This window comes from Duganella qianjiadongensis (assembly GCF_009857915.1).
Classification (GTDB): Bacteria; Pseudomonadota; Gammaproteobacteria; order Burkholderiales; family Burkholderiaceae_D; genus Rugamonas; species Rugamonas qianjiadongensis.
On the sequence record NZ_WWCM01000007.1, the window covers coordinates 135,252 to 159,798 of the forward strand.

A 24,547-nucleotide genomic window follows, 5' to 3' on the forward strand; every position below is an offset into this window, starting at 1 on the left:
GCCGGCGGCGGCGTTAAGACGCTATGGCCGCTTGCCAGTGTGCCGACACCTAGCTCATACTCATGATCATGAAAGCATCTCTGCTCCGCTTTATCCGCGCCGCCCTCGTGCTGGCGCTGCCCGTCGCCGTGGCCCAGGCCGGCGAAATAACGCTGTACACCCATTCCAATTTCAATGGGCCGGCGCTGACCCTGCGTGGCGAAACGCCCGATCTGGTGCCCTACAACTTCAATGACCGCGCTTCCAGCGTGGTCGTGCGCTCCGGTACCTGGCAGCTGTGCGAACATGCCGATTTCCGTGGCCGCTGCATGGTGGTGGAGCGGGGCGAATATCCGGTGCTGGCCGGTTTTAACGACATTATTTCGTCGGTGCGCGAAATTGGTGGCCGTGGCGAAGGAAATGGCCGCGAGGAGCGTAACGATCGCTGGGACCGCAATGACCGCAATGACCGCAATGACCGCAATGACCGCAATGAAGGGCATGGCCGCCGCTGGGGGCGCGACGACGAGCGTGGCCATGGCAATGGCCGCGAACCGATCGAACTGTTCTCCCAGGCCGGTTTTAATGGCGCCCGTCTGGGCCTGCACAACGAAGTGCGCACGCTGGTCGATTACGACTTCAACGATCAGGCCGGCTCCATCATCGTCAATGAAGGCCGCTGGGAACTGTGCGAGCATGCCGATTTCGGTGGCCGCTGCATCGTGCTGGAACCGGGCCGCTACGAGTATCTCGACAACATGAATAACCGCATTTCCTCGCTGCGCCGTATCCGCTGAGCGGGATGGGTTATCATGCATGCCAGATAAGTGTCCGGGAGCCGTGATGAGGAAACCGCTGTTGGGCGTAGTTGCCCTGTGGGTCAGCTTTGCCGTTCAGGCTGGCGAGATCACCCTGTACACGCGGGCGAATTTCGGCGGCCCGGCCATCAAGCTGCACGAATCCGAGCCGGATCTCGACAAACTCGGCTTCAATGACCGCACCTCCAGTGTGGTGGTCAGCAGTGGCCGCTGGCAGGTGTGCGAACATAAGCAGTACAAAGGGCGCTGCAAGCTGCTGGAAAAAGGCGAGTATGCCCAGCTCAAGGATTTTAATAACATGATGTCCTCGGTACGCGAGCTCGACGAGCTGGCACAGAATACCGGGAAGTCCGACCGTCCCTGAGCGGCGCCGTACCGGTGCGCCGCGCCGGACGTCCGCTTACGCTGAAAGGGAGCGCCCTCCGTGGAATACAAGGATTACTACCAGACGCTGGGTGTCGCGAAAACGGCCAGTGAAGACGAAATCAAGAAGGCTTATCGCAAGCTGGTACGGAAATACCACCCCGACGTCAGCAAGGAAGCCAATGCCCAGCAGAAGACGCAGGAGCTCAACGAAGCCTACGGCGTTCTGGGCGACGCGGAAAAGCGTGCGGCGTATGACGAGCTGGGAAGGGGCCAGCAGTACCGCGCGGGCCAGCAGTTCCGTCCGCCGCCGGACTGGGGCCGCACCCACGGCGGTGGCGGCTTCGGCGGCGTGGACAGTGATTTCTTTGCCGACCTGTTCGCCAATCTGGGCGGCGGCAGCCGGCGCCGTCAGGCGCCACCGCGCAAAGGCGAGGATAGCCATGCCAGCATCAGCATCGATGTGATGGACAGCTATCAGGGCGCCAGCCGTACCATCACCCTATACGTGACGGAAGCCGACGGCTATCGCAGCGAGCGCAATCTGACGGTGAATATACCGAAGGGCATCAGTGCCGGTCAGCAGTTGCGTCTGTCCGGTCAGGGCCAGGCTGGTGCAGACGGTCCCGGCGACCTGTATCTGGAAGTTCAGTTCCGTCCCCATCCGCGCTACCGCGTCGAAGGGCGCGATGTGTATGCCACGGTGGCAGTAACGCCGTGGGAGCTGGCGCTGGGTGGCGAAATCGACGTGAACACGCCTTCCGGCAAGCTGACGGTGAATGTGCCGGCAGGTTCGCAGACGGGCCGCAAGCTGCGCCTGCGCGGACGCGGCCTGCCGGCGAAAGAGGCAGGCGACCTGTATCTGCTGCTGGAAGTGGTGCTGCCACCTGCCACCAGCGAGAAAGGCCGCGCCGTGTATGAGGCCATGGCGCGTGATCTGGCCTTCAATCCCCGCGCCGGCGACTGATCAGCTGCAGGGCGCCGCGCCGCGCCGCGCCGCGCCGCCGGCGCTGTCCTAACTGCGGCGCAGTGTCAGCGGCGCTGGCGCGCGCTGCGCGGCCGCCGCACATTCGGTCTGCGCTGCATCGGGCGCGGCATCTTCCAGTTCGAGGAATTGCTGCATCAGCCAGCGCGTGGCCGGCCCCGGTTCCTCGTCGCCGCGGCGGATCACGTACAGCGGGAAGCTGAACGAGCTGCCTTCGCTCACATCGAGCTGCACCAGCCGGCCGTTATCGAGATCCCACTGGATGAATTCGACGGGCATATTGCCCCAGCCTATGCCGCTGCGCAGCAGTGCGTGCTTGGAACTGAGATCGCCCAGCCGCCAGTCGCGCAATGCGCGCACGCCGAAATCCTGCCCCTTGGTGAGCGTGCTGCGGTCGGTCAGCACCAGCTGGGTGTGCTCGCGCAGCACGTCGTTGGGTATCTTGCCCTTGATCTGCGCCAGCGGGTGCTGGGGCGATACCACCGGCACCATGGTGACAAAGCCGCAGCTTTGCCGCTCTATGGTGTCGGGCGCGCCCGGCATCCAGCCGCTGATGCCGATGTGGCATTCGCGCTCCATCACCAGCTGGGTCACGGCACCCAGCGCTTCCGTGCGCAGGCGCATGGCAACAGTGGGAAATTCGTTCTGGAAGGCGTGCAGGATGCGCACCAGTTTGCAGGTCGAGAACATCACATCGACCACCAGCGATACTTCCGCCTCCAGCCCCGCCGACAGGGCTTTGGCGCGGGCGCGCATGCCGTCGACCTTGAGCGACACGGCGCGCGCATCGGCCAGCAGAGCTTTACCCGCTTCGGTCAGCACCGGCTTGCGCTTGCTGCGGTCGAGCAGGGCGATATTGAGCTGGTCTTCCAGATTGGCGATGGTGTAGCTGATCACCGACTGGGTGCGGTGCAGTGCCCGCGCCGCATGGGCGAAGCCGCCGTGGTCGATGACGGCTATGAAAACTCGGAGCTGGTCTAGCGAGGGCAGGCCGGGGTCGCGCATGGTGAACTTTCTGTTATCGATTTTATCGATGAATACAATTCAAATTTAGACTATTCCATCGATATTAAACCCGAACTATCATGCCTGCAATACCTCTCCCATTGAAAAGGAATTGAACATGGCAAGCTTACTTCACATCGATAGCAGTGTACGTCAGCAAGGTTCGCTGTCGCGCCAACTGGGCGGCGAATTCCTCGCCAAATGGCAGGCCGCCAATCCGGACGGCAAAATCGTCACGCGCGACCTGGCCGCCAATCCGGTGCCGCACCTGACCGAGCAGATGCTGGGTGCTTACTTCACCCCTGCCGAGCAGCGCAATGCGGAACAGGCCCATACCATCAAGACTTCCGATACGCTGGTGGACGAACTGCTGGCGGCAGACACCATCGTGATCGGCGCACCGATGTACAACTTCTCCGTGCCGTCCGGCCTGAAAGCCTGGATCGACCACGTGGCCCGCGCTGGCCGCACCTTCAAATATGGTGCCAACGGTCCCGAAGGTCTGGTGCATGGTAAAAAAGTCATTGTTTTCGTCGCCAGCGGCGGCGTCTACAGCGCCGGCCCTGCCGCCGCCTATGACCACGTGACCACCTACCTGCGCACCGTGCTGGGCTTCCTCGGCATGACCGATGTCAGTTTTATCGTGGCCGAAGGCGTGGCCATGGGCGAAGCGGCAGTCGAAGCAGCACTGGCCCAGAGCCGCAGCCAGCTCGACGCGATCGCTGCCTGAACCCGGCCTGAAGCTGCCCGGTCCGGCCCGGTCCGGCGCTAATGGCCGGCCATATAGGCCGAGGCAGGGCGCTGCCGCCGCAGCGCAAACCACTTTCCCTAACTCCCTAGCGGTTGCGTGCCGCAGGGAGTTTTTTTGCATAAACGCGCGGTTTGTTCTGCGATTTTCCCCGTATTCGTTGATAATTGCGGTAACGCAAGGTCCGTTCCGTATTTCTGTGTCTGCTCTGGAGTCTCCATGTCGAGGAAGTTGCATTTGCTGATCATCGATCCGCAAAATGATTTTTGTGATCTGCCGGCTGCCTATTGCGCCGTCGATCCTGTGCGCGGCGAAGTGCGCGCCCCTGCGCTCCCCGTGCCCGGCGCCCATGCCGACATGCTGCGACTGGCCAGACTGATTAACTATGGCCGTGATGGTCTGAGCGACATCAGCATCACGCTCGATACGCACCACCGCTACGATATTGCCCACCCCACTTTCTGGCAGCGCGCCGATGGCGGCGCTGTCACGCCGTTCACCCAGATCAGCGCGGCAGCCGTACGTGCTGGCGAGTTCCAGCCGCGCCAGAGCGTGGCGCTGGAGCGCGTGCTGCACTACCTCGATCAGCTGGAAGCCACTGGCCGCTACCAGCTGATGGTGTGGCCGCTGCACTGCGAAATCGGCAGCTGGGGTCACAACGTGCATGAAGACGTGCGTCAGGCCTACGCCCAGTGGGAAGACGCGCAGCAGCGCGTGGTGCATAAACTGAGCAAAGGCAGCAATCCGTGGACCGAACACTATTCTGCCGTGATGGCGGAGGTACCCGATGCCGACGATCCGGATACGGCGCTGAACACGGCCTTCATAGCGCGGCTGGCGCAGGCCGACGGGATTTACGTGGCCGGTGAGGCGGGCAGTCACTGCGTCAAGGCCACGGTCGAGCACATCGTCGCCCACATCGGCGCCGACAAAGTGGCGCGGCTGGCGCTCATCACCGACTGCATGAGCCCTGTCAGCGGTTTCGAAACGGCCTATCAGGACTTCCTGCAGGCCATGCAGGCACACGGCGTGCGCCTGCTGACGGCGGAACAGGCACAGGCCGAACTGGTGGCCAACGCATGACGGCGCCGGTAGTCCGCAGTCTGCTGGAAACAGACCTGTATAAATTCACCATGTGGCAGGCGCTGCTGCATGGCCACCCCAACTCCCACACGGAGTATGAATTCGTCTGCCGCAACCAGCCGGCCTATCCTCTGAGCGAACTACGCGCGGAGCTGGAGCGCGAGCTCGATCAGCTGTGCGCCATGAGCTTTACGGATGAGGAATTACGCTATCTGCGCACGCTGCGCTACATCAAGAGCGATTTCGTCGACTTCCTCACCGTGTTCCGTTTCCAGCGCCGGTTTATTACCGTGGGCACCGACGGCGACACCCTGACCATACGCGCCAGCGGTCCGCAGGTGCATGTGATGGGCTTCGAAATCTACGTGCTGTACATCGTCAACGAGCTGTATTTCCGCCGTTTCGACCAGAGCGCAGCGCTGGCCGAAGGGCGCGCCCGCCTGCAGGCCAAAGTGGCGGCGCTCAAGGCCTTCGGCCAGCAGCCGGCGCGCCGCAATCCTTTCGAGTTTTCCGATTTCGGCACGCGCCGCCGCTATTCCGGCGTCTGGCATGATGAAGTGGTGCAGTGTCTGGCGCAGCAGGTGCCCGAGTATTTCAAGGGCACGTCGAATGTGTATAAGGCCATGCGCTTCGGGCTGGTCCCTATCGGCACCATGGCGCATGAGTACATGCAGTCGTTCCAGGCTTTCGGCGTGCGGTTGCGCGACTTCCAGAAAGCCTCGCTGGAAGCATGGGTGCAGGAATATCGCGGTGATCTCGGCGTGGCCCTGACCGACGTGGTGGGTATGGATGCCTTCCTCAATGATTTCGATCTGTATTTCGCCAAGCTGTTCGATGGTCTGCGCCACGATTCCGGCGATCCGGTGGTATGGGGCGAGAAGGCACTGGCACACTATGCGCGCCTGCGTATCGATGCCAAGACCAAGCGGCTGGTGTTTTCCGACGGCCTGAATCTGCAGAAAGCCTTCGACCTGTATGGCCATTTTGCCGACCGCATCATGACCGGCTTCGGCATCGGCACCCATCTCACAAATGATATGGGGCTGGAACCGCTGAACATCGTGATGAAGCTGGTGGCCTGCAATGGCCAGTCGGTGGCCAAGCTGTCCGATTCGCCCGGCAAGACCCTGTGCAAGGACGAGACTTTCCTCGCTTATCTGCGTCAGGTTTTCCAGCACCACGCCAGTTGAAATACGTAGATTAGATGCCTCGCTGAGATGACCGCCACCCATTACCTTTACCTGATCAATGCAGGAGTGTTCAGCATCATGGGCACCTGCTTGCTGCTGATCTGGCGCCGTCACCGCAGCCAGACTTTTGCGCGCGATATGGGCTTGTCCACGCTGTGTGCTGCCCTGCTGGCACTGGGCTACCTGCTGCATCTGGTGCTGCCGCCGCAACTGGCGCTGCTGCCGACCCTGCTGGCGCTGCACGGTGCCATACCCAGCATGCTGTTCCTAGCTTCGGGCGTGCTGCGGCTGGCCGGCCGCAAGCTGTCGCCGCTGTCTGCTATCACCCTGGCGGCACTGGCGATATTGACGCTGATGCTGCCCGAGACCGGACGCAAGCTGTTCTACTGGCCCATCGTGTATATGCTGGTGCTGTGCGGGATGGGGGCGCTGGTGATACGCTGGCTGTGGCGGCAGGAGGGGCTGGAACGCTGGGTCGGACCGCTGCTGATCCTGCTGGGACTGAACCAGCTGTTCCTGATCGTGTATGCCGAGCAGGGGATAGCCGTCAATATATTCTGGGCGACGCTGATCCGCACCACCATAGGCGTGATCTTCGGGCTGGCCGCGCTGGAAGGCGCGATCCGCGAATCGGCAAGGCTGGCCGTACGCTTCCAGCAGATGACGGAACATACGGTGCAGGGTGTGCTGGTGACCGACAGCCAGCGGATACTGTATGCCAATCCGGCCGTGCGCAACCTGTATGGCGTGCCGCTGGGGCAGGGCGCCTACACCAGTCTGCGCGAACTGCCAGCGGGATTATTCTGCGAAGAGACCCTGCAGCGCCAGCACCAGCTGCTGCAGACGGGCCAGCAGGATGTGGCGCACTGGGAAGACCGCTGCGAAGTGGCCGGCGGGCGCACGCTGGAACTGCGCTTCGAAGCATGGCGGGTGGAGTGGGACGGCCAGCAGGCCACCCAGATCCTGATCACCGACGATAGCGAGCGCAATGCCAGCGCGCGCGCCCTGCTGCATCAGGCCAGCCACGACGAACTGACCGGCCTGCCCAATCGCAGTGTGCTGATGCGCCATCTGCGCGAGTACTGCTATCTGGACGACGGCTCCATGCAGTGCACGCTGGTGGTGCTGAATATCGACCGCTTCAAACTGTTTAACCAGAGCCAGGGCGATCTGACCGGCGACCAGCTGCTCAAGGCCTTTGCTGCCGCGCTGGCGCAGGCACTGGGCAAAACGGGGGAGCTGATGCGGCTGGGTGGCGACGAATTTGCCATCGTCGATCCTTCCGGCGACGACGTGCGGGCCATCGCCGAGCGCCTGCGCGCCGCCTGCATGCAGGCACTGAAAGTGCCGGGCGGCGAATACTTTATCGACGCCTCGATGGGCATGGCCGTTTTCCCCACCCACGCCGACAGCGCCGACGCCTTGCTGCGTGCGGCCAACGCCGCCATGTATCAGGCCAAACGTACGCCGGGCACTTCGCTGGCCATGGCCGAGCAGCGCTTCGTGCAGATGTCGCGCGATACGCTGGCAACCGAACAGGCGCTGCGCAAGGGCATACGCAACCACGAGTTCTACCTGGAATACCAGCCCAAGATCGATGCGGCCAGCGGCAAGCTGCTGGGCTTCGAAGCGCTGGCGCGCTGGTTCCGTCCCGAGGTGGGGCAAGTCAGCCCGGTGGAGTTCATCGCCGTGGCCGAACGTACAGGGCTGATAGGCGAACTCGGTTCCAGCCTGCTGGAACTGGCCTGCTGCCAGATCGCCAGCTGGCGCAGCGAACTGGGCGCCTGCGTGCCGGTGGCCGTGAACGTTTCGCCGGTACAGCTGCTCAATCCGGGCTTCCCGCAGCGCGTGCAGAAGCTACTGGAGAGCACCGGCATTCCGGCCGAAAGTCTGACACTGGAAATTACCGAAAGCGCGGCCGTGGATAATCTGCAGGACACGCGTCAGCAACTGACGGTGCTGGAGGAACTGGGCGTCAAGGTGGCGATGGACGACTTCGGCACGGGCTTCTCGTCGCTGAGCATGCTGCGCCAGCTGCCACTGGGCACGGTGAAAATCGACCGTGGCCTGATCGAACCGCTGCCAGCACCCGATGCGGTGGCGGTGGTGCGCGCCATCTGCCAGCTGGCAGCGGCACTTGATCTGGAAGTAGTGGCGGAAGGCATAGAAACACTGGAGCAGGCGATTACCGCGCGTGACGCGGGTTGTCACGTGTTCCAGGGATACTTCTATGCCAAGCCGCTGCCGGTGGCCGAGGCGGGCGTGTGGATGCGGCGCTTATATGCCGAACCGGGCACCGGCACTGAGGACAGTGCCGGTACGCTGGTCTACTGATCAGGCTTGCCGGCCGCCGAAACCGGCCATGATGCGGTCCGCCTTGTCCTGCTCTTCTTCGTCGTAGATATCGAGCGTCAGCATGGCGCCGCTACGCTGGCGCGCTGCGGCAGCGGCTGCGGCGCCACCGGGCGTCAGCGCATCGAGGATGTTGCCCACCGTGCTGGTAGGCACGCTGGCAGGCAGCGGTTTATGCTTGGTCAGCTGGATGCAGGACTGCGGAAAACCGCTGGCCAGCAGGGCACTGCGGGCGCTTTCGGCGTCCGTGACTTCGGCAAAGTTACGGTGGATGGTACGGGTCATGATGTGGTGCCTCCTGGCAGGAATTGCACGTCCGGATGGCTTAGAAGCCGTTGACCACGGTATCGAAATGTTCCACTTTGGGTGGCTGGGCAAAATAGCCGCCTACCAGACCGCGCCACGTTACAAAGCCTTCGCTGCCACGAAAATCGACGATGTGGTTATCCAGTGTCTCCCAGCCTACCACCAGATGATAGGTGTCTGGCACTTCGATGTCGCGGTCGAGGCGCATGGAAATGCAACCTTTGGCGGCTTTGAAGACCGGGATGGCCTGATTCACTGCAGCCTGGAAGGCTTCGTGGGCGTCGGATTTGATGTACAGCTCGGCTACTTCGTAGATCATGGAACTTTCCTTTCATGGTATGCCGCTATTGTGCCTCAAGCGTGGCGGCACAGGTAGTTCTGCTGTGCGCCTTGTGCCACGCTGAGGCAGGAACCAGAGGGGAAGGGGTGTTGGTGCCGGTATATTTCCCGACCGCCGGCGCCGGTAGTAGCAACCTTGGTGCGGTGCTAATGGGTGGTTCTATGTGAGAACTGTGGCCATGATAGCGCTCAAATATGACGGGCGTTTGACGGGTGTGCAGGCGGCAGGAAAAGGGAGTAGAATGTGAAACTCTGTGGGGCCGACCTGGTTTCGACGTGGGTTGCAAAGCAGAACAGGGCATACCGAGGGCTGGTTACCTCGTAAATACACCCAGAAATCAATAACTGCAAACGATAACTCGTACGCACTGGCAGCCTAAGGGCTGTTAGCTCCTAAACGCTTCTTCCCTGGGGCGGACCGTCAAAAGTCATGGAGTCATTTACAGGGAATCGCGCTGTAACGGGTCACTTGAAGCAGCGCTAAATCTAAGGTGAATCGCCTGTATGTAACGTGCACATCCGTGCCGTACAGGTTAAATTAAATGATAGTGCTAAGTATGTAGAACTGTCTGTGGAGTGCTTGCGGACGCGGGTTCGATTCCCGCCGGCTCCACCACTAAATCCCCAAAAAAAGCCTCGGCGCTATGCGTCGAGGCTTTTTTTGTGGCCGCAAGCTTTAACTGGCGGGAATTGAACCGCGCGGGACGCGGGGCCGTGCGGGGAATTCGGCGCGCATGCGCGCCGCCCGCGCGGCGGGTTGCGCTTGCAAGCGCAACCCTCTCCGATTCGCCCGACTAGAAAATCGCCGCAGGCGATTTTGCGTGTGCGCTAGCTATTTGCTGAGCGGGATGTCCAAGCTGAGCGGTGTCGAGCCGGAAGCTTGCTTGCGTTATGTGCTAGTTCGCAGCGCCGACAATCGCGTCAGCCGTGTTGACGAGTTCCGGCGCAGCCATTGCGCCGGATGGCTGGCCCCAGCCTAAACACACGCTGCTTCCTAGCGGTGTGACGCTAGGGCGCCGCGCGACTGGGTAGTGATAACTACCGCCCTCGAGCGCCTCGCAGCAGACAATGGCGCAACGGTAGCGGTAGGCGTAGCGCTGAGATTGAAGACACTGACAACTTTCGACAGGTTGCTGGCTTGCTCTTGTAAAGATCCAGCGGCGGCGGCGGCCTCTTCCACTAGCGCTGCATTTTGCTGGGTTGTTTCATCCATCTGAGTGACTGCCTGATTAATCTGTTCGATTCCGGAGTTCTGCTCCTGGCTGGCCATGGTAATCTCGCCCATGATATCGGTGACCTTGTTGACACTCTCGACAATGGCTTGCATAGTCGCTCCCGCTTTGGCAACGAGAGCAGTGCCGACGTCAGCCTGTTCGACAGAGTTACCGATCAAGTCCTTGATTTCCTTCGCTGCAGCAGAAGATCGTTGTGCCAGATTTCTCACTTCGCTGGCAACCACGGCAAATCCGCGTCCCTGCTCACCAGCCCGGGCGGCCTCAACTGCAGCATTCAGTGCCAAAATATTGGTCTGGAAAGCAATACCGTCGATCACGCTGATGATATCGACGATTTTCTTGGACGACGCATTGATCAGATCCATGGTTGCAACGACTTCCGAGACGATTGCGCCACCCTCGCGCGCGACATCGGAAGCCGATATAGCCAGTTGATTGGCCTGGCTCGCGTTATCCGCATTCTGCTTGACGGTTGCGGTCATTTCTTCCATCGAGGAGGCAGTTTCCTCCAGCGAACTAGCCTGCATTTCTGTGCGTGACGACAGATCCAGGTTGCCGCTGGCAATCTGACTCGATGCGGTGACGACGATATCCGCGCCACTACGCACGTCATTGACGATAGTGGCTAGATTGTCGCGCATCACCTTCATGGCATTTAGCAAACTAGTCTGATCATTTGCGCGCAGATTAATTGCCACGGCCAGATCGCCATCGGCAATCTTACGGGCTATGCCGGCCGCATATTCGGGCTCGCCGCCAAGCTGCTGCATCAGGTTTCGGATGATGAATGATGCGGTCACAACGCTGACGATTATCGCCAAAATAGCAAAGCATAGAATTTGAATCTCGGCACTGCTGAATGCCGATTTGGAAAGTGCTGCTTCCTCCTGCATTTTCCCCGCCTGAAGGGAGAGCATTTCGGTCAGCAATCTGTCGTAGGTGTGTTCCATATTTTTTAGATTGCCATTAAGAAGTGCAATGGCTTCTTGCTGCTTCCCTGCACTCAAGAGTGTCAATAACTCTTTTCGGAATTCCATCTCTTTGCTACGCGCTTCGATCATCGAGTTAAAAATGAGGCGCACGCTTTGCAGGTTGATTTTGTTGTCTAAGGTATCGAGCAATTCCTTATTTTTGGCGTTGAGCGCATTCACGGACGCGACCTCCTGCTGCACTTTACTGGCATCGCCCAGTAACACCGCGTCGCGAAGATGTTGATGAATAAGAGCCACATTGAATCGAATTTCGGACAAAATTTTAATTTTGTAATAACGATCCTCCAGCATATTGTCCATCCGCTCCTCAGTCTGCTGCATGGTGTAGAACGATATGGAAGCTATCGTTACCAGCAACAATATGACGAGACTGAAACCAAGCCAGAGTCGAGTACCAATTTTCATACTTTTCATTTTCACAGCCTTTAAAACTGATTGTCGTTCGAGATATCTAGATGAAATTTGCTGTGGATATCGAAATTTTTCGATGATTACACATAGCAAAAACGGCCTTGGGTGTGCCAGGGAGCGCGGGGGATTGGGCGCTTGAGGTTTTGGCGCAACCAACCGATGTGGTTGCGATAGCATCCAAGTCTAGGCTTACCAAGAGTTGGATATAAAAATCTTAACATGTGAAATGTCAGAAATGCGGCGCAAACAAAGCGGCAGATATTGCGCGATAGTGCATTGATTACATGAAAAAATCTTTTAAGATCGAGGTCTATGCCTGCAATTTCGTGTAACTGACAGTCTAACGATTGATACGGCGGGAAATTATGAATACTTAATTTTTGTTATTCTTGTGGCAATTCTAATGTGTCAACTCCTGCTGACTTTGCGGATGCGATATCTCACTTGATATAGAACAATCTATGCAGGGGCGATTTGCGGGGAGCGTTATGTCATGGGTGTCGCAACGCCTAAGGTCCTGAATGTTGCCGAGCGGAATCGCAAGGACTTTCGGGAATTGAGATATATTTTTAAAAAATTAAATACTGGTGTTCAGCTGAGCGGCGGCTGTTGGCCGAAAAAATCAGGCACAACATATTGTTTTTTTCAAAATAGGCATTTTGTCACTGCCTATGCAATCGGGGAAGTGTGAACCGAGCGGTGGTCAGCGGCGCTCAGATTGTGGGAAAACTTTTTCTCGCTAGTAGTGAAGTAGCGGGCGCTAGAGCGGTGGGCGTATGAGTGGCTTCATAAGCCGGATATGGTCTGTGGAAACTGTCGCAGCGTTACCGGCGAGGAGGGGCTCCTCATTGCAGGTGGGGGGCGGTAGTGAAAGACGCCGTATCGTGCTAACTAAAAGCTTGGCGATAAGCTGATATCGTGATGCTGCTTTGCAAACTGCATGGACGCACTGGCGAGCGAAAGAGAGATGCTCAGCCGCGGGTCATGGCAAGAAGTGCTGCCAGTCGAAACTGGCAGTCATACTCAAGCAGCCAGCTCGGCCTGCTTGCGCAAACAATCGTGCAGCAGCGCCAGTAACTGCTGCGGCTGTAGGTGCAGATAGTCAGCCTGCCAGCTCAGTGGCTCTTCCGCGCCCGCATAGCCCCAGCCAGCGGCGATGGTCAGCATACCGGCTGCCTTGCCCGCCTGAATATCGCGCAGATCGTCGCCCACATACCAGCACTGCTCGGGCGCCACGCCGAGGCGGCGCGCTGCTTCGAACAGGGGTTCCGGATGCGGCTTGGCATGTGCCGTGGTGTCGCCCGAAATGGCGCAGCCAGCGTGGCCCAGTCCGATCTGCGGCAGCAGGGGATCGGTAAAACGCTGCGATTTATTGGTCACCACCCCCCAGCGTAAGCCCGCCGCTTCTATCCCATCGAGCAGTTCCTGCACGCCGTCGAACAGTCCGCTGTTGACGGCCATGGCGGCCTGATAGTTGGCGAAGAAACCGTCACGTAGCACGGCAAAGCCTTCATCCTCCGGCGTCAGGCCGAAAGCTGCACCGATCATGCCGCGCGCGCCGGCCGAAGCAGTAGGGCGCAGCACATGGTAGGCAGTGGGCTCCAGTCCGCGCTCGGTGCGCAGCAGGTTGACGGCGGCGGCCAGATCGGGCGCCGTATCGGCCAGCGTGCCATCGAGATCGAACAGGATGGCGCGCGGTGCAGCAGGGTGGCTCATGAACTTGATCTTTCTTACAGCGGACGGGTGGCAGCAACCAGATAGTTGACGCTGGTGTCGTTGTTAAGCGAGTAGAACTTGGTGAACGGGTTGTAGCCCATGCCCTTGAAGCCCTGCACGTCCAGACCGGCGCTGCGGATGTATTGCGACAGCTCGGATGGGGTGATGAACTTCTCGTAGTCGTGCGTGCCTTTGGGCAGCATGCGCAGCACGTATTCGGCACCGAGAATGGCGAACAGATACGATTTCGGATTGCGGTTCAGGGTCGAGAAGAATACATGGCCGCCCGGCTTCACCAGCGCTGCCGTAGCGCGCACGATGGCGCCCGGATCGGGCACGTGCTCGAGCATTTCCATGCAGGTCACCACATCGTACTGGTCCGCTTCTTCAGCCGCCATGGCTTCCGCCGAAATCAGCTTGTAGCGCACGGCCACGCCCGATTCCAGCGAGTGCAGATCGGCCACTTTCAGGGCTTTTTCGCCCAGGTCGATGCCCGTCACATTGGCGCCCTTGCGCGCCATCGATTCACTGAGGATGCCCCCGCCGCAACCGATGTCTATCACTTTCTTGCCCGCCAGCGGCACGCGCGCGTTAATCCACTCCAGACGCAGCGGATTGATTTCGTGCAGCGGACGGAATTCGGAAGTCGGGTCCCACCAGCGGTGGGCCAGGTCGGCAAATTTCTGCAGTTCTAATGGATCGGCGTTCATGGTGTTCTGTCTCAAAAGCGAATCCTGCTATTCTAAATCAGCGGACGTAAAAAAACCCGCCGAAGCGGGTTTTCTGTGATGCAGCGGGCAATTACTTGCTGGTGCCTACTACTTCGATTTCTACGCGACGGTTTTTGGCGCGGCCTTCAGCAGTTTTGTTGTCTGCTACAGGTTGTTTCTCGCCTTTGCCTTCGGTGTACACGCGGTTGGCTTCTACGCCTTTCGAAACCAGATAGGCTTTCACGGCGTTAGCACGACGCTCGGACAGTTTCTGGTTGTAGGCATCGGTACCGACCGAGTCAGTGTGACCAACAGCGATGATCACTTCCAGGTTGATGGTGCCCAGTTTCGAGCTCAGGTCGTCCAGCTTGGCTTTGCCTTCTGGTTTCAGGACCGATTTGTCGAAATCGAAGAAGGCGTCAGCAGCGAAGCTCACTTTCTGAGCGGTCGGTACTGGAGCCACTGGTTTTGGTGCCGGAGCAGGCGCTGGTGCTACTGGAGCAGGTGCTGGTGCTGGTGGTGGCGGAGGTGCTACGCACTTGCCGTTTTCCAGTTTCTCTGGCTCTACGCAGATCGGAGCGTCGCAACCTGGCACGGCATCAGCCGGGGTCCAGTAGCCGGTGCGCCAGCACAGACCGAACGGGTCACGGGCGATTACGCCGCGGGCATCCTGCACATAAGCGCTCTTAGGCGTTGCGGCCTTGATGTCCTGGGTGACAGGCGCGTACGGTGGCGCGGTCGGCGCGGTCTGGGCCAATGCCGAACCGGCGAATGCAGCCGAGATGGCCAGCATCGAAATCAGTTTTTTCATCTTTTTCTTCCTTTCGGGGGTGATATCCGCAGAAAACTGCGCGACGTAGTGATACATAAGACCAATTTTACCACGCAGGGGCGTCGCTCGGCTTTCTCGATTGTGAAACATGCAATGAGGGTCTTATTCATTCTGCCACAATCGATTTGGCGACGTTTGCGGGCTCCAACACGAGTGCGCGCCGCTTTCGACCAAAATGTTGTTTAGTTGCAACGTGATTGTCGATAATAATTCCTCAATGTGTCATGAATATTACAAGGTGTTACAACCTGTTGTTGCCTGCGCAACGGCCTGCAGCGCCGCCGGTCGCCGGATTTGCGCAGGTCGCCTTGCGCCCATGGTAAAATCGCACGCTTGCCCATCCTTACGGAGGGCGGTGCAAGAGATGCAGTACCTGCGGCATACATTGCTTAATAAACCACAGTCAAAGATCAGTCGACCCGCCAATGGATCAATTCGCAAAAGAAACAATCCCAATTTCCCTCGAAGAAGAGATGCGCAAGAGCTACCTCGATTACGCCATGAGCGTGATTGTGGGCCGCGCCTTGCCGGATGTGCGCGACGGCCTCAAGCCCGTGCACCGCCGGGTGCTGTTCTCGATGCATGAGTCGAATTACGTGTGGAACCGTGCCTACGTCAAGTGTGCCCGTGTGGTGGGCGACACCATGGGTAAATACCACCCGCACGGCGATGCCTCGATTTATGACACGCTGGTACGGATGGCGCAGGACTTCTCGCTGCGCTACATGCTGGTCGATGGTCAGGGTAACTTCGGTTCCGTCGATGGCGACGGCGCTGCGGCGATGCGTTATACCGAGTGCCGTCTGGACAAGATCTCGGCCGAACTGCTGGCCGACATCGACAAAGAAACCGTGGATTTCCAGCCCAACTACGACGGCAAAGAAAAAGAACCAACGGTATTGCCTACCCGTATTCCCAACCTGCTGATCAACGGTTCGTCCGGTATCGCGGTGGGTATGGCCACCAACATCCCGCCGCACAACCTGCATGAAGTGATTTCGGGTGCGTTGCATGTGCTGAACAACCCGCACTGCTCGATCGACGAATTGATCGAGCTCATTCCGGCACCGGACTTCCCGACCGGCGGCATTATCTACGGTGTGTCCGGCGTGCGCGATGGTTACCGTACCGGCCGTGGCCGCGTGGTGATGCGCGCCAAGACCCACTACGAAGAATACGGCAAGGATGGTGGCCGCACCGCCATCATCGTCGACGAACTGCCGTATCAGGTGAACAAGAAGTCGCTGCTCGAGCGCATCGCCGAGAACGTGCGCGACAAGAAGCTGGAAGGCATTTCCGACATCCGCGACGAATCCGATAAATCGGGTATGCGCGTGGTGATCGAGCTGAAACGGGGCGAAGTGCCGGAAGTGGTGCTGAACAATCTGTACAAGCAGACCCAGTTGCAGGATACCTTCGGCATGAACATGGTGGCACTGGTCGATGGCCAGCCGCGCCTGCTCAACCTGAAAGAGATGCTGCAGTGCTTCCTGTCGCACCGCCGCGAAGTGGTGACGCGCCGTACCGTGTTCGAGCTGCGCAAGGCGCGCGAACGCGGTCACGTACTGGAAGGTCTGGCCGTAGCACTGGCCAACATCGACGAATTCATCGCCCTGATCAAGGCCGCGCCTACGCCGCCAGTGGCCAAAGCGGCCCTGATGGACCGTTCGTGGGATTCCTCGCTGGTGCGCGAAATGCTGGCCCGTACCAGCGAAGGCAGCACCATAGGCGGCATCGAAGCCTTCCGTCCCGAGCACCTGCCTAAGCATTACGGCATTCAGGCCGACGGCATGTACCGTCTGTCCGATGATCAGGCGCAGGAAATTCTGCAGATGCGTCTGCAGCGCCTGACCGGCCTGGAACAGGACAAGATCGTCAACGAGTACAAAGACGTGATGGCCGAAATCGCCGACCTGCTGGACATTCTGGCCACCCCGGCCCGCGTGACCACCATCATCACCGATGAACTGAACCACGTGTCGAACGAATTCGGCGACCGTGCCAAAGATCCGCGCCGCTCCAGCATCGAGCACAACGCCACCGATCTGGGCACGGAAGATCTGATCACTCCGCAGGACATGGTGGTGACCCTGTCGCACACGGGCTATATGAAAGCCCAGCCGATTTCCGAATACCGTGCGCAGAAGCGCGGCGGACGCGGCAAGCAGGCCATGGCCACCAAGGAAGAAGACTGGATCGATCAGCTGTTCATCGCCAACACCCACGATTACATCCTGTGCTTCTCCAACCGTGGCCGCATGTACTGGCTGAAGGTGTGGGAAGTGCCGCAAGGCTCGCGCAACTCGCGCGGCAAGCCTATCGTGAACATGTTCCCGCTGGCCGATAATGAGAAGATCACCGTGATCCTGCCGCTGTCGGGCGACAACCGCACCTTCCCTGAAGATCACTACGTGTTCATGTCGACCAGCCTGGGCACGGTGAAGAAGACCCCGCTGAAAGACTTCAGCAATCCGCGTAAGGCCGGCATCATCGCGGTCGATCTGGATGAGGGCGACTTCCTGATCGGCGCCGCGCTGACCGATGGCGCGCACGATGTGATGCTGTTCTCCGACGCCGGCAAGGCCGTGCGCTTCGACGAAAACGATGTGCGTCCTATGGGCCGTAATGCCCGTGGCGTGCGCGGCATGAATCTGGACGAAGGCCAGCGCGTAATCGCGCTGCTGGTGGCCGAGAACGAGCAGCAGTCGGTGCTGACGGCAACGGAAAACGGCTTCGGCAAACGTACTCCGATTATCGAGTACACCCGCCATGGCCGCGGTACCAAGGGCATGATCGCTATCCAGACTTCGGAACGTAACGGTAAAGTGGTGGCAGCGACGCTGGTCGATTCCAGCGATGAAATCATGCTGATTACTACCGGCGGTGTGCTGATCCGTACCCGCGTGTCGGAAATCCGTGAAATGGGCCGCGCCACGCAAGGCGTTACGCTGATCGCGGTGGAAGACGGCACCAAGCTGTCCGGCCTGCAGCGCGTGGTGGAAACCGACATCGACGAAGTGGAACTGGAACCGGGGCCAGATGCCAAACCGGCTGACGCCCAGCCCGAGTAAGTCATCGCCATAAGCCGGACGCTGTTCCGGCTGGCAGTGGGGTCAGGTTTATTGCGCGGATAAATGCGACAATGAAGCTGGCCCCTTTTTTTTTACTGTGGAGTGAATATGAAAAAGATCGTAGCAAGGACCGTAGCAACTGCGATGGCAGCACTGGCTCTGACGGCCAGTGGCGGCGTTTATGCCCAGGCCACGGATGCCTCCACTGCCGCAGCACGCGAGCTGTTCGAGGCGATGAACTACCGCACCATGATGAACGGCATGATGCAGCAGATGGCGCAGAACATCGGTAACTCCATGCGCGCGGGCGCCGAGGCGGCCATCCGCAACAATCCCAAAGCGTCGGAGCAGGATAAGCAGGCCGCCATCATCAAGATGGAAGCGGAACTGCCAGCGGCTATCAAACCGGTGCAGGAAATGCTGAGCGACCCGACGCTGGTCGACGAAGTGCTGGCCGAAACCGTGCCGCTGTATGCGCGCACCTACACGGCTGATGAACTCAAGCAGATCATTGCCTTCTACCGCACGCCGGTGGGTGCCAAGATGCTGGCCTCGATGCCCAAGCTGATGTCGGAAGGTATGCAGATCGGCCAGCAGGTGGTAGCGCGCCGCATCGGCCCATTGATGCAGAAAATGCAGGAAAACAAAAAACCTCAATAAGGATCGCAACGTGACTCACATCTATAACTTTTCCGCCGGTCCCGCCGTACTGCCGAAGGAAGTGCTGACCCGGGCTGCTGCCGAAATGCTGGACTGGCATGGCAGCGGAATGTCGGTGATGGAGATGAGCCACCGCGGCCCGGAATTCATTTCGATTTATAAGGCAGCCGAGCGCGATCTGCGCGAGCTGCTGGCAGTACCGGACAATTACAAAATTCTGTTCATGCAGGGCGGCGGTCTGTCGCAGAACGCCCTGATTCCGTTGAATCTGGTAGGCCACAAGCCGCAGCCAGCAACGATCGATTTCATTCATACGGGTTCGTGGTCGGGCAAGTCCATCAAGGAAGCGGGCAAGTACGCCAGCGTCAACATTGCTGCCAGCGGCAAGACGGGCGTGCCGCCCCTGGCCGAATGGAAGCTGACGTCGGATGCCGCCTACCTGCACATGTGCACCAACGAGACTATCGATGGTGTCGAATTCGCCTTTGACAACGGCGTGCCGGCCGGTCTGGCCGGCCTGCCGGACGAAGTGCTGCTGGTGGCCGACATGTCCTCGCACATCCTGTCGCGGCCTATCGACGTGGCGAAATTCGGCCTGATCTTCGCCGGTGCGCAGAAAAACATCGGCCCGGCCGGTGTCACCATCGTCATCGTGCGCGAAGACCTGCTGGGCAAGGCGCTGCCTGTTTGCCCGTCGGCCTTCGACTTCAAGCTGGTGGCCGATAATGAGTCGATGTACAACACGCCGCCTACCTACGGCATCTACATCGCCGGACTGGTGTTCCAGTGGCTGAAACAGCAGGGCGGTGTGGCAGCCATGGAGCAGCGCGCCATCGCCAAGGCCGAGCTGCTGTATGCGGCGCTCGACGCGGACGATTTCTACCAGACCCGGGTTGAAAAACCTTACCGTTCGCGCATGAACGTGCCTTTCTACCTGAAGGACGAGAGCAAGAACGAAGCATTCCTGGCCGGCGCCAAAGCGCGCGGGCTGTTGCAGCTGAAGGGCCACAAGTCCGTCGGTGGTATGCGGGCATCGATCTATAACGCGATGCCTATCGAGGGCGTGCAAGCGCTCGTAGACTACTTAAACGAATTCGCTGGCCGATAATCCATGACAGACAAACTGAAACCTTTACGGGAACAGATCGATAGCATCGACGCGCAGATACTCGATCTGCTCAACCAGCGCGCCCGCGTGGCGCAGCAGGTCGGCCACGTCAAGGCCGAAACCAATGCCCCCGTATTCCGCCCCGAGCGCGAAGCGCAGATACTGCGCGGCGTGGCCGAGCGCAATCCCGGCCCGATGGGCAATACCGAACTGCAGACCATCTGGCGCGAAATCATGTCGGCCTGCCGTTCGCTGGAAAAACGCGTGACCATCGCCTTCCTCGGCCCGGCCGGTACCTACAGCGAACAGGCGGTGTACCAGCAGTTCGGCACGGCCGTCGATGTGCTGCCTTGCTCGTCCATCGACGAAGTGTTCCGCGCAACGGAAGCGGGCACCGCCGAATTCGGCGTGGTGCCGGTAGAGAATTCCACCGAAGGCGCGATAGGCCGCACGCTGGACCTGCTGCTGCAGACGCCACTGACCATCAGTGGCGAAGTCTCCATCGCCGTGCGCCACAGCCTGCTGACGGGTACGGGCAATATGGAAGGCGTAAAAGCCATCTGCGCCCACGCACAAGCGCTGGCGCAGTGCCAGATCTGGCTCAACAATAATTACCCTGACATCGAACGCCGCGCCGTGTCGTCCAATGCGGAAGCGGCGCGCATGGCGCGTGACGACCATACGCTGGCCGCGATTGCCGGCGAGCGCGCCGGGGTGCGCTATGGCCTCGGCACCGTCAAAGCCAACATTCAGGACGACCCGCATAACCGCACACGCTTTGCTGTGATCGGCTATCTGCAGGCTGGCCCGTCGGGCAAGGACCGCACTTCGCTGGCGCTGGCTGCGCCGCACAAGGCCGGTGCCATGTATGGTTTGCTGGGTTCGCTGGCGCAGTACGGCGTGTCGATGACGCGCTTCGAATCGCGTCCGGCCCGCACGGGCAGCTGGGAATATTATTTCTACGTCGACGTGGAAGGCCATGTGCAGAACGAAGCCGTGGCCAAGGCGCTGGAGGCCTTGCAGAGTAACGCAGCCTTCTTCAAGGTGCTGGGTTCCTATCCCGTCAGCCTGACCTGATCGCTCCGTATCAGGCCGCTACAGAATTGCTGGCAGCAGGGCACCGCCGGGTCCTGCTGCGGCGAGTTGGCCGGTGCTGCTGCCGTTGCGGTGGCGGTGCTGGCGTCGTTTAATTAATCGAGTATTCAACGAGAAAACAGAGAGAGACTATGTCCAACAATTACGGCCCAGACTACGTTCGCGCAATCGCCCCCTACCAGGCGGGCAAGCCCATCGCCGAGGTGGCACGCGAATTCGGCCTCGACGAAGAGGCTATCGTAAAACTGGCATCGAACGAGAACCCGTTCGGTGTACCCGCATCGGCTGTGCAGGCCATGAACGCTGCGGCGGCAGAACTGGGACGCTATCCCGACGCGGCCGGCTTCGACCTGAAAGCCGCGCTTTCGCAGCGCTACGATGTGCCGGCAGACTGGATCACGCTGGGTAACGGCAGCAACGACATTCTGGAAATCGCCGCCCACGCTTTCGTTGAGCGCGGCCAGTCGGTGGTGTACTCGCAATTCTCGTTCGCCGTGTACGCGCTGGCTACCCAGGGCATAGGCGCGCGCCACATCGTGGTGCCGGCCAGGAACCATGGCCACGATCTGGCCGCCATGCTGGCCGCGATCGAAGCGGACACCCGTCTGGTATTCATCGCCAATCCTAACAACCCGACCGGCACCTTCATTCCGGCGGCCGAGATCACGGCCTTCCTCGATAAAGTGCCGGCCCACGTGGTGGTGGTGCTGGACGAAGCGTACAACGAATTCCTCGCTGCCGAGAACCAGTTCGAATCGGCCGAGTGGGTGAAAAAATATCCTAACCTGATGGTGTCGCGTACCTTCTCCAAGGCCTACGGTCTGGCCGGTCTGCGCGTGGGCTTTGCCATTGCCCAGCCAGCCCTGACCGACCTGATGAACCGCATCCGCCAGCCGTTCAACGTCAACTCGCTGGCACAGGCTGCGGCCATCGCTGCGCTGAACGACAAGGAATTCCTGCAGAAGAGCGCAGCCAACAACACGGCTGGCTATCAGCAGTTCGTGGCCGCTTTCGAGCAGCTGGGTCTGGAGTATGTGCCGTCGTATGGCAACTTCGTGCTGGTGAAAGTCGGCAGCGATGCCGGCGCCGGTGCGCGGGTGAATCTGGCGCTGCTCAAGCAGGGCGTGATCGTGCGTCCGGTCGGTAACTATGGCCTGCCGGAGTGGCTGCGTATTTCCATCGGTCTGCCGCAGGAAAACGCCGTGCTGATCGCGGCGCTGACCAAGGCACTGGCCGAATAAACACAGGCTGGCCGAAATAGAGTTGAGGCCAGCCGCTTGAAAGATAAAGCTGAATCAATGCTGAATAAAGTCGTCATCTTCGGTGTGGGGCTGATCGGTGGTTCGTTTGCGCGGGCACTGAAGCAGGCCGGTATGGTGGGTTCGGTGGTCGGCATGGGGCGCTCTGGCGCCTCGCTGGCACGGGCGCAGGAGCTGGGCATTATCGATGTGGTCGGCAGCGATATGGGGCAGGCGCTGCAAGGCGCCGACCTGGTGCTGCTGGCCGCGCCGGTGGCGCAGACGGAAGCGATCCTGACGGCGCTGGCGCCGCACCTGCAAGCGGGCACCGTGGTGACGGACGCCGGCAGTACCAAGTCGGATGTGGTGGCTGCGGCGCAGCGCGCGCTGGGCGCCAAACTGGCCCAGTTCGTGCCGGGCCACCCGATCGCCGGACGCGAGACCAATGGCCCCGATGCGGCCATTGCCGATCTCTACGTGGGCAAGAAAGTCGTTCTAACCCCGCTGCCGGAAAACAGCGTGGCCGATGTGGACAAGGTGGCAGACGCATGGCGCGCCTGCCACGCCATCATCCACCGCCTGTCCGCCGAGGAGCATGACAAGGTGTTTGCCGCCGTAAGCCATCTGCCGCATTTGCTGGCCTATGCGCTGGTGGACGACATCGCCAACAAGCCGCATGCAGACTTACTGTTCCAGTATGCGGCCAGTGGTTTCCGCGATTTCACAAGGATCGCCGGATCGTCGCCCGAAATGTGGCGCGACATTAGCTTGGCCAATCAGACGGCATTGTTGACGGAGCTGGATGCATATCTGGCACAATTAACGGGCCTGCGTGCCCGTCTGGCCGCTGGCGACGGCGCCGCACTGGAGAGCATATACAGCAATGCCCAGCGCGCCCGCCACCAGTGGATCACCGCGATCGAGACGGCCGAGCAGCCGCCCGCGCAAGACCAAGCTGAATAAGCAAGCTGAATAAACCCATCAGGAACTAGCATGACTCACGAATACATAGATCTGGCCACGGTAGCGCATGCCGAGGGCGCAGTCCGTCTGCCCGGCTCGAAATCCATTTCCAATCGCGTGCTGCTGCTGGCCGCGCTGTCGCAGGGCGATGTGCAGATCGTCGATCTGCTGGCCTCGGACGATACGGCCGTGATGCTGGCCGCGCTGCGCTCGCTGGGCGTGGAATGGCGCGAAGAGCAAACCGCCAGCGGCACCATCCACCACGTCAAAGGCGTGGCGGGGGTACTGCCGAATGCCCAGGCCGACCTTTTCATGGGCAATGCTGGTACCGCTATCCGTCCGCTGACGGCAGCGCTGGCCGTGATCGGCGGCGACTACACGCTGCACGGCGTGCCGCGCATGCACGAGCGTCCGATCGGCGATCTGGTCGATGCGCTCAATGCCGCCGGCACCAATGTCGAATACACGGGCAATCCGGGCTTTCCGCCGCTGCACATCAAGCAGGGCAAGATCCATGCGCGGCGTCTGTCGGTGCGCGGCAATGTGTCCAGCCAGTTCCTGACCGCGCTGCTGATGGTGGCGCCGCTGATGGCGCGCGAGCACGCCATCACCATCGAGGTGGAAGGCGAACTGATTTCCAAGCCGTATATCGAAATCACCCTGAACCTGATCCGCCGCTTCGGCGTGCAGGTGGAGCAGGATGGCTGGGCTTCGTTTACCGTGCAGCCGGGGCAGGTTTACCAGTCGCCCGGCGTGATCCACGTGGAAGGCGACGCTTCCTCGGCCTCCTACTTCCTCGCCGCAGGTGCTATCGCCGGTGGCCCGGTACGGGTAGAGGGTGTGGGCAAGGACAGCATACAGGGCGATGTGCGCTTTGTCGGCGCGCTGGAGCAGATGGGCGCCACCATCACCATGGGCGACAACTGGATCGAAGCGCGCTCGAACGGCGTGCTGAAAGCCATCGATGCGGACTTCAACCACATCCCTGATGCGGCCATGACCATCGCCGTGGCGGCCCTGTACGCAGACGGCACCAGCACGCTGCGCAATATCGCCAGCTGGCGCGTCAAGGAAACCGACCGTATTGCCGCCATGGCCACCGAACTGCGCAAGGTGGGCGCCATCGTGGAAGAGGGGCCGGACTACATCCGTGTTACGCCACCGGCTGTGATCGCACCTGCTACCATAGATACTTACGACGATCACCGCATGGCCATGTGTTTCTCGCTGGTATCGCTGGACGGCGCCGCCCGCAAGGGCAGTGTGATGCGGATCAATGATCCTAAGTGTGTCGCCAAGACTTTCCCTGAATACTTCGCTGCTTTTGCCTCGATTGCAAAATAGAAAA

The 24,547-nt window shown here is 60.1% G+C and carries 21 protein-coding genes and 1 other RNA gene; 15 read left to right on the top strand and 7 right to left on the bottom strand.

Translation table 11 applies throughout. From position 1 onward, the window contains the following. The first annotated feature begins 68 nt into the window (after window positions 1-68). From GTP27_RS12035 to GTP27_RS12045, 3 genes are read left to right on the top strand one after another with little or no spacing between them, the layout of a single operon-like run. Window positions 69-776, top strand: coding sequence for a beta/gamma crystallin family protein (locus GTP27_RS12035; RefSeq protein ID WP_161039422.1), 708 nt, complete (start codon window positions 69-71; stop codon window positions 774-776). Window positions 777-822: 46 nt separating this feature from the next. Then, a complete protein-coding gene (locus GTP27_RS12040; protein WP_161039423.1) occupies window positions 823-1,161 on the top strand; it encodes a beta/gamma-crystallin in 339 nt (112 codons plus the stop codon). Window positions 1,162-1,221: 60 nt separating this feature from the next. Continuing rightward, window positions 1,222-2,127, top strand: a complete 906-nt coding sequence (locus tag GTP27_RS12045) for a DnaJ C-terminal domain-containing protein (protein WP_161039424.1) — start codon at window positions 1,222-1,224, stop codon at window positions 2,125-2,127. A 48-nt stretch (window positions 2,128-2,175) separates the two neighbouring features. Here the strand turns inward: GTP27_RS12045 and GTP27_RS12050 are convergent, their stop codons facing one another. Continuing rightward, the gene (locus GTP27_RS12050) at window positions 2,176-3,150 is read right to left on the bottom strand and encodes a LysR family transcriptional regulator (protein ID WP_229633759.1); all 975 of its coding nucleotides are present in this window, start codon (window positions 3,148-3,150) and stop codon (window positions 2,176-2,178) included. Between the two features lie 118 nt (window positions 3,151-3,268). On the opposite strand from GTP27_RS12050, the gene GTP27_RS12055 reads away from it, so the two are divergent. From GTP27_RS12055 to GTP27_RS12070, 4 genes are all read left to right on the top strand, one after another. Continuing rightward, entirely contained in the window at window positions 3,269-3,880 is a 612-nt protein-coding gene (locus GTP27_RS12055; protein ID WP_161039425.1) for an FMN-dependent NADH-azoreductase, read from the top strand. A 237-nt stretch (window positions 3,881-4,117) separates the two neighbouring features. Beyond that, entirely contained in the window at window positions 4,118-4,981 is an 864-nt protein-coding gene (locus tag GTP27_RS12060) for a cysteine hydrolase family protein (RefSeq protein ID WP_161039426.1), read from the top strand. Beyond that, entirely contained in the window at window positions 4,978-6,171 is a 1,194-nt protein-coding gene (pncB, locus tag GTP27_RS12065) for a nicotinate phosphoribosyltransferase (protein ID WP_161039427.1), read from the top strand. The genes GTP27_RS12060 and pncB overlap by 4 nt, the downstream gene beginning before the upstream one ends. Window positions 6,172-6,198: 27 nt before the next feature. Then, window positions 6,199-8,505 (top strand): putative bifunctional diguanylate cyclase/phosphodiesterase, encoded by a 2,307-nt coding sequence (locus GTP27_RS12070; protein WP_161039428.1) that lies wholly within the window; start codon window positions 6,199-6,201, stop codon window positions 8,503-8,505. Here the strand turns inward: GTP27_RS12070 and GTP27_RS12075 are convergent, their stop codons facing one another. Both GTP27_RS12075 and GTP27_RS12080 read right to left on the bottom strand, forming a co-directional pair. Further along, on the bottom strand, window positions 8,506-8,808 hold the full coding sequence (locus tag GTP27_RS12075) for a hypothetical protein (RefSeq protein ID WP_161039429.1): 303 nt from the start codon (window positions 8,806-8,808) through the stop codon (window positions 8,506-8,508). A 40-nt stretch (window positions 8,809-8,848) separates the two neighbouring features. Further along, window positions 8,849-9,148: an antibiotic biosynthesis monooxygenase family protein gene (locus tag GTP27_RS12080; RefSeq protein WP_161039430.1), complete on the bottom strand. Its 300-nt coding sequence runs from the start codon at window positions 9,146-9,148 to the stop codon at window positions 8,849-8,851. Between the two features lie 276 nt (window positions 9,149-9,424). Here GTP27_RS12080 and ssrA point away from each other — a divergent pair. Continuing rightward, window positions 9,425-9,784: a transfer-messenger RNA gene (gene ssrA / locus GTP27_RS12085) on the top strand. Window positions 9,785-10,162: 378 nt separating this feature from the next. Here the strand turns inward: ssrA and GTP27_RS24050 are convergent. The 4 genes from GTP27_RS24050 to ompA form a co-directional block, all read right to left on the bottom strand. Beyond that, on the bottom strand, window positions 10,163-11,800 hold the full coding sequence (locus tag GTP27_RS24050) for a methyl-accepting chemotaxis protein (protein WP_286173212.1): 1,638 nt from the start codon (window positions 11,798-11,800) through the stop codon (window positions 10,163-10,165). A gap of 1,029 nt (window positions 11,801-12,829) precedes the next feature. Next, window positions 12,830-13,522, bottom strand: coding sequence for an HAD family hydrolase (locus GTP27_RS12095; RefSeq protein WP_161039431.1), 693 nt, complete (start codon window positions 13,520-13,522; stop codon window positions 12,830-12,832). 14 nt (window positions 13,523-13,536) lie between these two features. After that, window positions 13,537-14,232: a bifunctional 2-polyprenyl-6-hydroxyphenol methylase/3-demethylubiquinol 3-O-methyltransferase UbiG gene (gene ubiG, locus GTP27_RS12100; RefSeq protein WP_161039536.1), complete on the bottom strand. Its 696-nt coding sequence runs from the start codon at window positions 14,230-14,232 to the stop codon at window positions 13,537-13,539. A gap of 91 nt (window positions 14,233-14,323) precedes the next feature. After that, window positions 14,324-15,043 carry an outer membrane protein OmpA gene (gene ompA / locus GTP27_RS12105; RefSeq protein WP_161039432.1) on the bottom strand — a complete coding sequence of 240 codons (720 nt, stop codon included), beginning with the start codon at window positions 15,041-15,043 and terminating at the stop codon, window positions 14,324-14,326. Between the two features lie 446 nt (window positions 15,044-15,489). Here ompA and gyrA point away from each other — a divergent pair, with 446 nt between their 5' ends. From gyrA to aroA, 7 genes are all read left to right on the top strand, one after another. Next, window positions 15,490-18,135: a DNA gyrase subunit A gene (gene gyrA / locus GTP27_RS12110; RefSeq protein WP_161039433.1), complete on the top strand. Its 2,646-nt coding sequence runs from the start codon at window positions 15,490-15,492 to the stop codon at window positions 18,133-18,135. A 108-nt stretch (window positions 18,136-18,243) separates the two neighbouring features. Further along, window positions 18,244-18,795, top strand: coding sequence for a DUF2059 domain-containing protein (locus GTP27_RS12115; RefSeq protein WP_161039434.1), 552 nt, complete (start codon window positions 18,244-18,246; stop codon window positions 18,793-18,795). Between the two features lie 10 nt (window positions 18,796-18,805). Beyond that, entirely contained in the window at window positions 18,806-19,903 is a 1,098-nt protein-coding gene (gene serC / locus GTP27_RS12120) for a 3-phosphoserine/phosphohydroxythreonine transaminase (protein ID WP_161039435.1), read from the top strand. 3 nt (window positions 19,904-19,906) lie between these two features. Beyond that, window positions 19,907-20,980, top strand: coding sequence for a prephenate dehydratase (gene pheA / locus GTP27_RS12125; RefSeq protein ID WP_161039436.1), 1,074 nt, complete (start codon window positions 19,907-19,909; stop codon window positions 20,978-20,980). Window positions 20,981-21,129: 149 nt separating this feature from the next. After that, the gene (gene hisC, locus GTP27_RS12130; protein ID WP_161039437.1) at window positions 21,130-22,239 is read left to right on the top strand and encodes a histidinol-phosphate transaminase; all 1,110 of its coding nucleotides are present in this window, start codon (window positions 21,130-21,132) and stop codon (window positions 22,237-22,239) included. 57 nt (window positions 22,240-22,296) lie between these two features. Then, window positions 22,297-23,199, top strand: a complete 903-nt coding sequence (locus tag GTP27_RS12135; RefSeq protein WP_202416720.1) for a prephenate dehydrogenase — start codon at window positions 22,297-22,299, stop codon at window positions 23,197-23,199. Window positions 23,200-23,229: 30 nt separating this feature from the next. Next, window positions 23,230-24,543 carry a 3-phosphoshikimate 1-carboxyvinyltransferase gene (aroA, locus tag GTP27_RS12140; protein ID WP_161039438.1) on the top strand — a complete coding sequence of 438 codons (1,314 nt, stop codon included), beginning with the start codon at window positions 23,230-23,232 and terminating at the stop codon, window positions 24,541-24,543. Window positions 24,544-24,547 lie beyond the last annotated feature (4 nt).

Excerpts from the sequence above, each read along its gene's own strand:
- GTP27_RS12040 (WP_161039423.1), top strand. The coding sequence starts at position 823 with ATGAGGAAACCGCTGTTGGGCGTAGTTGCCCTGTGGGTCAGCTTTGCC.
- GTP27_RS12060 (WP_161039426.1), top strand. The coding sequence starts at position 4,118 with ATGTCGAGGAAGTTGCATTTGCTGATCATCGATCCGCAAAATGATTTT.
- aroA (WP_161039438.1), top strand. The coding sequence starts at position 23,230 with ATGACTCACGAATACATAGATCTGGCCACGGTAGCGCATGCCGAGGGC.
- GTP27_RS12080 (WP_161039430.1), bottom strand. The coding sequence starts at position 9,148 with ATGATCTACGAAGTAGCCGAGCTGTACATCAAATCCGACGCCCACGAA.
- GTP27_RS12035 (WP_161039422.1), top strand. The coding sequence starts at position 69 with ATGAAAGCATCTCTGCTCCGCTTTATCCGCGCCGCCCTCGTGCTGGCG.
- GTP27_RS12050 (WP_229633759.1), bottom strand. The coding sequence starts at position 3,150 with ATGCGCGACCCCGGCCTGCCCTCGCTAGACCAGCTCCGAGTTTTCATA.
- hisC (WP_161039437.1), top strand. The coding sequence starts at position 21,130 with ATGTCCAACAATTACGGCCCAGACTACGTTCGCGCAATCGCCCCCTAC.
- GTP27_RS12095 (WP_161039431.1), bottom strand. The coding sequence starts at position 13,522 with ATGAGCCACCCTGCTGCACCGCGCGCCATCCTGTTCGATCTCGATGGC.
- ompA (WP_161039432.1), bottom strand. The coding sequence starts at position 15,043 with ATGAAAAAACTGATTTCGATGCTGGCCATCTCGGCTGCATTCGCCGGT.
- pncB (WP_161039427.1), top strand. The coding sequence starts at position 4,978 with ATGACGGCGCCGGTAGTCCGCAGTCTGCTGGAAACAGACCTGTATAAA.
- GTP27_RS12070 (WP_161039428.1), top strand. The coding sequence starts at position 6,199 with ATGACCGCCACCCATTACCTTTACCTGATCAATGCAGGAGTGTTCAGC.
- GTP27_RS12115 (WP_161039434.1), top strand. The coding sequence starts at position 18,244 with ATGAAAAAGATCGTAGCAAGGACCGTAGCAACTGCGATGGCAGCACTG.
- GTP27_RS12075 (WP_161039429.1), bottom strand. The coding sequence starts at position 8,808 with ATGACCCGTACCATCCACCGTAACTTTGCCGAAGTCACGGACGCCGAA.
- GTP27_RS12055 (WP_161039425.1), top strand. The coding sequence starts at position 3,269 with ATGGCAAGCTTACTTCACATCGATAGCAGTGTACGTCAGCAAGGTTCG.
- ubiG (WP_161039536.1), bottom strand. The coding sequence starts at position 14,232 with ATGAACGCCGATCCATTAGAACTGCAGAAATTTGCCGACCTGGCCCAC.
- GTP27_RS12135 (WP_202416720.1), top strand. The coding sequence starts at position 22,297 with ATGCTGAATAAAGTCGTCATCTTCGGTGTGGGGCTGATCGGTGGTTCG.
- pheA (WP_161039436.1), top strand. The coding sequence starts at position 19,907 with ATGACAGACAAACTGAAACCTTTACGGGAACAGATCGATAGCATCGAC.
- gyrA (WP_161039433.1), top strand. The coding sequence starts at position 15,490 with ATGGATCAATTCGCAAAAGAAACAATCCCAATTTCCCTCGAAGAAGAG.
- GTP27_RS24050 (WP_286173212.1), bottom strand. The coding sequence starts at position 11,800 with ATGAAAATTGGTACTCGACTCTGGCTTGGTTTCAGTCTCGTCATATTG.